The 6,400-nt window shown below is 52.7% G+C and carries 6 protein-coding genes; 2 read left to right on the top strand and 4 right to left on the bottom strand.

From position 1 onward, the window contains the following. Window positions 1–241 precede the first annotated feature (241 nt). Both DFR77_RS09615 and DFR77_RS09620 read right to left on the bottom strand, forming a co-directional pair. Window positions 242–2,467: an NADP-dependent isocitrate dehydrogenase gene (locus DFR77_RS09615; protein WP_003699779.1), complete on the bottom strand. Its 2,226-nt coding sequence runs from the start codon at window positions 2,465–2,467 to the stop codon at window positions 242–244. Window positions 2,468–2,533: 66 nt separating this feature from the next. Next, window positions 2,534–2,704: a hypothetical protein gene (locus DFR77_RS09620; RefSeq protein WP_003698278.1), complete on the bottom strand. Its 171-nt coding sequence runs from the start codon at window positions 2,702–2,704 to the stop codon at window positions 2,534–2,536. Window positions 2,705–2,839: 135 nt separating this feature from the next. Here DFR77_RS09620 and lst point away from each other — a divergent pair, with 135 nt between their 5' ends. Further along, window positions 2,840–3,976 carry an N-acetyllactosaminide alpha-2,3-sialyltransferase gene (lst, locus tag DFR77_RS09625; protein ID WP_003698280.1) on the top strand — a complete coding sequence of 379 codons (1,137 nt, stop codon included), beginning with the start codon at window positions 2,840–2,842 and terminating at the stop codon, window positions 3,974–3,976. A 142-nt stretch (window positions 3,977–4,118) separates the two neighbouring features. On the opposite strand, the gene DFR77_RS09630 is transcribed toward lst, so the two are convergent. Next, window positions 4,119–4,577 (bottom strand): c-type cytochrome, encoded by a 459-nt coding sequence (locus DFR77_RS09630; protein WP_003688008.1) that lies wholly within the window; start codon window positions 4,575–4,577, stop codon window positions 4,119–4,121. Between the two features lie 118 nt (window positions 4,578–4,695). On the opposite strand from DFR77_RS09630, the gene DFR77_RS09635 reads away from it, so the two are divergent. Further along, the gene (locus tag DFR77_RS09635; protein ID WP_003688009.1) at window positions 4,696–5,517 is read left to right on the top strand and encodes an SDR family oxidoreductase; all 822 of its coding nucleotides are present in this window, start codon (window positions 4,696–4,698) and stop codon (window positions 5,515–5,517) included. Window positions 5,518–5,567: 50 nt separating this feature from the next. On the opposite strand, the gene yciA is transcribed toward DFR77_RS09635, so the two are convergent. After that, the gene (yciA, locus tag DFR77_RS09640) at window positions 5,568–6,014 is read right to left on the bottom strand and encodes an acyl-CoA thioester hydrolase YciA (RefSeq protein WP_002230436.1); all 447 of its coding nucleotides are present in this window, start codon (window positions 6,012–6,014) and stop codon (window positions 5,568–5,570) included. Between the last annotated feature and the right edge of the window lie 386 nt (window positions 6,015–6,400).

A 6,400-nucleotide genomic window follows, 5' to 3' on the forward strand; every position in this document is an offset into this window, starting at 1 on the left:
AACAAAAATCAGGACAAGGTGACGAAGCCGCAGACAGTACAAATAGTACGGAACCGGTTCGCTTGGTGCTTCAGCACCTTAGAGAATCGTTCTCTTTGAGCTAAGGCGGGGCAACGCCGTACTGGTTTTTGTTAATCCACTATATATCCAATGGGTGCGGCGTTTAATCATAATCAGGCAGATAGGGATAACTAATGCCGTCTGAACGACGAATGTTCAGACGGCATTTTTGCCTTTGTGCTTATAAGGCGTTTAGTGCCTGATTAAAGGTTGCGCTCGGATGCATCGCTTGCGCGGCTTTTTCAGGATTGGCTGCGTAGTAGCCGCCGATGTCGACCGCTTTGCCTTGTACGGCAGAGAGTTCTTCAACGATTTTGGCTTCGTCGGCAGTCAAAGCGGCTGCCAATGGAGCAAATGCGGCTTTCAGTTCGGCATCTTTGTCTTGCGCCGCCAATTCTTGCGCCCAGTAGAGGGTGAGGTAGAAATGGCTGCCGCGGTTGTCGAGTTCGCCCGCTTTGCGTTTGGGCGATTTGTCGTTCAACAGCAGTTTTTCGGTGGCGGCATCCAAAGTGTCGGCGAGGACTTGGGCTTTGGCGTTGCCGGTTTTTTGCGCCAGATGTTCAAACGATACGGCAAGCGCGAGGAATTCGCCCAATGAGTCCCAACGCAGGTGGTTTTCTTCGAGGAACTGTTGGACGTGTTTCGGTGCAGAACCGCCCGCGCCGGTTTCAAACATACCGCCGCCGTTCATCAATGGAACGATGGACAGCATTTTCGCGCTGGTACCCAGTTCCAAAATCGGGAACAAGTCGGTCAGATAATCGCGCAGGACGTTGCCGGTTACGGAAATGGTGTCTTCGCCGTTTTTCAGACGGCCCAAGCTGAATTTAGCGGCTTCTTCGGGCGCGAGGACGCGGATGTCGAGGCCGTTGGTATCCAATTCGGCAAGGTAGGCTTTGACTTTGGCGAGCAGACTCTTGTCGTGCGGACGGTTTTCGTCGAGCCAGAACACGGCGGGCGTGTTGCTCAGGCGGGCGCGGTTGACGGCGAGTTGTACCCAGTCTTTGACGGGAGCGTCTTTGGTTTGGCACATGCGCCAGATGCCGCCTGCCTCAACGTCGTGCTGCATCAGGACATTGCCCGCCGCATCAATCACTTGAACCTGACCGTCGGCTTCGATTTCAAAGGTTTTGTTGTGTGAGCCGTATTCTTCCGCCGCTTGCGCCATCAGTCCGACGTTGGGCACAGTACCCATTGTTGTCGGATCGAATGCGCCGTGTTCGCGGCAGAAATCGATGGTTGCTTGGTAAACACCGGCATAGCTGCTGTCGGGAATCACGGCTTTGGTGTCTTGCGCTTTGCCGTTTTTGTCCCACATACGGCCGGAATTGCGGATCATCGCAGGCATAGAAGCATCAACGATGACATCGCTGGGAACGTGTAGGTTGGTGATGCCTTTGTCGGAATCGACCATCGCCAAATCCGGGTTGGCGGCGTAAACGGCGGTGATTTCAGCTTCGACGGCGGCGCGGGTGTCCGCATCCAGTTTGTCCAGATTGGCAATCAGGTTGCCGAAGCCGTTGTTGACGTTGACGCCTGCGGCAGCCAGTTTGCCGCCGAATTTTTCAAATACAGGCGCGAAGAACACTTTGACGGCGTGTCCGAAGATAATCGGGTCGGACACTTTCATCATCGTGGCTTTCATATGCAGCGAGAACAATACGCCTTTAGCTTTTGCGTCTTTCACTTGTTCGGCAAGGAAGGCGAGCAGGGCTTTTTTGCTCATTACGGCCGCGTCAATGATTTCGCCGGCTTTCAGGGCAACAGGCTCGCGCAGCTCTTTTTTATTGCCTTGTTTGTCGGTGAACACGATGGATACGGAAGTCGCATCGGGTACGGTAACGGATTGTTCGTTATGGAAAAAGTCGCCGCTTTGCATGGTGGCAACGTGGGTTTTGGAGTCTTTCGCCCACGCGCCCATGCTGTGCGGATTTTTTTTGGCAAAGTTTTTCACCGCTTTAGGCGCGCGGCGGTCGGAGTTGCCTTCGCGCAGGACAGGGTTTACCGCGCTGCCTTTGATGCGGTCGTAGCGTTCGCGTACGGCTTTTTCTTCATCGGTTTGAGGGTCGGCAGGATAGTCGGGAACGGCAAAGCCTTTAGACTGCAATTCTTTAATCGCGGCGGTCAGTTGAGGTACGGATGCGCTGATGTTCGGCAGTTTGATTACGTTTGCACCGGGTTGTTTCACCAGTTCGCCCAATTCGGCAAGCGCGTCGGGTACGCGCTGCGCTTCGGTCAGATATTCGGGGAATGCCGCCAAAATGCGGCCGGACAGGGAAATGTCGGCAGTTTTGACATCAATATCGGCGTGGCGGGCAAACGCCTGCACAATCGGCAGCAGCGATTGGGTCGCCAGCGCGGGGGCTTCGTCGGTATGGGTATAAACAATGGTGGATTTTTGAGTCATAGGATTATTCTCTTGTAGGTTGGTTTTTTCTTTTGAAACACATTGCGCGGGGAATGTGCGCGGCTATTATGGCATATTTTGGCGGCTTTGTTCGCGCTTTGTTCGATCTTGGCGTGTTTGAACGCGGCGGCGGGAAAGGAAAGGGGAAATAACGCGGCGGCGGGAAAGGAAGGGGGAAATGGCTTTCCCGCGTTTGGCGGCGGCGTCGGCGGCGTTGTGCCTGATGTGCGTCGGCACATTTTCGGTAAAATTGATTTTAATATTCGGCAACTGTCGGAATATCTGCTAAAATTCCGCATTTTCCGCACCGGGTTTCCGCACCGGGACACTCGGGGCGTATGTTCAATTTGTCGGAATGGAGTTTTTAGGGATATGGGGTTGAAAAAAGTCTGTTTGACCGTGTTGTGCCTGATTGTTTTTTGCTTCGGGATATTTTATACGTTTGACCGGGTAAATCAGGGGGAAAGGAACGCGGTTTCCCTGCTGAAGGACAAACTCTTCAATGAAGAGGGGAAACCCGTCAATCTGATTTTCTGCTATACCATATTGCAGATGAAGGTGGCAGAAAGGATTATGGCGCAGCATCCGGGGGAGCGGTTTTATGTGGTGCTGATGTCTGAAAACAGGAATGAAAAATACGATTATTATTTCAATCAGATAAAGGATAAGGCGGAGCGGGCGTATTTTTTCTACCTGCCCTACGGTTTGAACAAATCGTTTAATTTCATTCCGACGATGGCGGAGCTGAAGGTGAAGTCGATGCTGCTGCCGAAGGTCAGGCGGATTTATTTGGCGAGTTTGGAAAAAGTCAGTATTGCCGCCTTTTTGAGTACTTACCCGGATGCGGAAATCAAAACCTTTGACGACGGCACAAACAACCTGATACGGGAGAGCAGCTATTTGGGCGATGAGTTTTATGTAAACGGGGCGATTAAGCGGAATTTTGCCCGAATGATGGTCGGGGATTGGAGCATCGCCAAAACCCGCAATGCTTCCGACGAGCATTACACGATATTCAAGGGTTTGAAAAACATTATGGACGACGGCCGCCGCAAGATGACTTACCTGCCGCTGTTCGATGCGTCCGAACTGAAGGCGGGGGACGAAACGGGCGGCACGGTGCGGATACTTTTGGGTTCGCCCGACAAGGAGATGAAGGAAATTTCGCAAAAGGCGGCAAAAAACTTCAACATACAATATGTCGCGCCGCATCCCCGCCAGACCTACGGGCTTTCCGGCGTAACCGCGTTAAATTCGCCCTATGTCATCGAAGACTATATTTTGCGCGAAATTAAGAAAAACCCGCATACGAGGTATGAAATTTATACCTTTTTCAGCGGTGCGGCGTTGACGATGAAGGATTTTCCCAATGTGCACGTTTACGCATTGAAACCGGCTTCCCTTCCGGAAGATTATTGGCTCAAGCCCGTTTATGCGCTGTTCCGTCAGGCCGACATTCCGATTTTGGCATTTGACGATAAAAATCAATCGCATGGTAAATCAAAATAGAAAATGGCGGAGTAAGTAAGGCAAAAATCAGGATATGGCGTATTTTTTGAATTGACGATAATTTTTGATTGCTTTGCGTGTGCCGAAATGACAAAGAAAATGCCGTCTGAAGGCTTCAGACGGCATTGTTTTGTTTCGGATGTTATTCCGGTGCGCGGAAACTGTCGTGGCAGGATTTGCAGCTTGCGCCGGTTTCCCCGTAGGCGGCTTTGATTTCGTCCAGTTTGCCGGTTTGGGCGGCGGCGTTGAGTTTCTCGACGGCGGCGGCGAATTTTGTTTTTTCGGCTTCAAATTTTGCACCATCCGACCAAACGGCAGGCAGGGCGCGGCCGTTGCCTTGCGGATCGGACTCAAAAAGTGTGAACGGTTTTTTGCTGCTTTCGGCAAACGCCGCCGCCGCCTGTTTGAATTTTTCGACATCGTAAGGCTCTTCGCCTTTGACCATTTTGCCCATACGCGAGAAGTCGGGCATCATAGATTTGAACGCGGCGGTGCGGTTTTCGGAAATTTCGCCTTTGGGCTGTGCGGGCGCGCCGCCGTTTCCGCAGGCGGAAAGGAATAGGGCGAGGGCGGTTGCGGCAAGGCTGATTTGGGTTTTCATGTTGAATGTGTCCTGTCGTGGTGGTACGGTTGTTGTCGTTTTCAGCCGGCGCGATGCCGTCTGAAGGGTGTTATGATACCTGAAACAGGTTTGGGAAACGAGAAAGAAAGGAAAAACAATGGCTGTTTTAATTACCGGTGCTTCGGCAGGCTTCGGCGAAGCGATGTGCCGCACGTTTGTCGGGGCGGGATACCGCGTTATCGGTGCGGCGCGCCGTGCGGACAGGCTTCAGGCTTTGGCGGATGAATTGGGTGCTTTGTTTTACCCTTTGGAAATGGACGTGTCGTGCCGCGAGTCGGTGGAAAACGTCTTGAACGGCATCCCCGATGAATTTTCCGACATCGACTGCCTCATCAACAATGCCGGGCTGGCTTTGGGTTTGGACACGGCGGACAAGGCGGATTTTGAAGATTGGGAAACAATGATTCAAACCAATGTTTTGGGTTTGACGTTCCTGACGCGCAAGATTTTGCCGCAAATGGTGGAACGCGGCGGCGGTTATGTGATGAATTTGGGTTCGATTGCAGGCAATTATGCTTATGCCGGCAGCAACGTTTACGGGGCGACCAAGGCGTTTGTGCGCCAGTTTAGCCTGAATTTGCGCGCAGAGCTGGCGGATAAGAACATCCGCGTTACCAATATCGAGCCGGGTTTGTGCGGCAATACGGAGTTTTCCAACGTGCGCTTCAAAGGCGATAACGAGAGGGTGGCGGGCGTGTATGAGGGTGTGGAATTTATCCGCCCCGAAGATATTGCGGAAACCGCATTGTGGCTGTACCGCCGGCCGGCGCATATGAATGTGAACACGATTGAAATTATGCCTGTGGCGCAGACTTTTGCAGGAATGAAGGTCATAAAAACAGCCGTGCCCGAAGTGCGGGAAGACTTTGAAAAACAGAGTATGTCGCTGTTTTCCCGCATCAGGTCTTGGTTCAAATGATACGGAATGCCGTCTGAAGACAGTTTCAGACGGCATTTTTACGGGTATTTTTACGGGGTGGGCAATAAGCCCGACAATTTGGGGTTGCCTTCTTTCGGAATCGGGCGCGGATTGCCTTCCGCATCGATGGCGACATAAGTGAACACCGCCTCGGTTACGAGATGGCGGTCTTCGGTAACGCAATCGTTCATCAAAGTTTTCACCCAGACTTCGACTTTAAGCTGGAGGGAAGTATTGCCCACGCGGACGCAATGCCCGTAGCAGCAGACGACGTTGCCGACCTTGACCGGGCGGATGAAGTTCATTTCCTGAACGGCGACGGTAACGATGCGTCCCCGCGCGATTTCCGCCGCCAATATGCCGCCGCCCAAATCCATTTGCGACATAATCCAGCCGCCGAAAATGTCTTGGTTGGGATTGGTATCGCGCGGCATAGCGACGGTACGCAGGAGCAGTTCGCCTTGAGGGCGTTGGCGGTTGCCTTCTTCGTGCTGCATAAAGTTTCCTTGTTTTATTGAAATATAAATCGGACCTGCACCCCTGCCCGAAACGGGAAGTCGGGAAGTGCGTAGTTTAACCCATTTGAGACATACAAGGGCGGGCGCGGGACAGATTCGCAAGGAGTATTGTAGGGCGGATGCGTAGGGCGGGCCGTAGGGTGGGCTTCAGCCCACCAATCCCGCCAAATCCTACCCTAAGCAACTGAACCGTCATTCCCGCGCAGGCGGGAATCCAGACCTGTCCGCACGGAAACTTATCGGTTAAAAGGTTTCTCTAGATTCCGCATCCTAGATTCCCGCCTGCGCGGGAATGACGGGTTTCGAGATTGCGGTGTTGTCGGGAATGATGGAAAATGGCGGGAATTGTGTAAAAAATGCCGTCT

Origin of the sequence: Neisseria gonorrhoeae (assembly GCF_003315235.1) — a bacterium.
Lineage (GTDB): Bacteria > Pseudomonadota > Gammaproteobacteria > Burkholderiales > Neisseriaceae > Neisseria > Neisseria gonorrhoeae.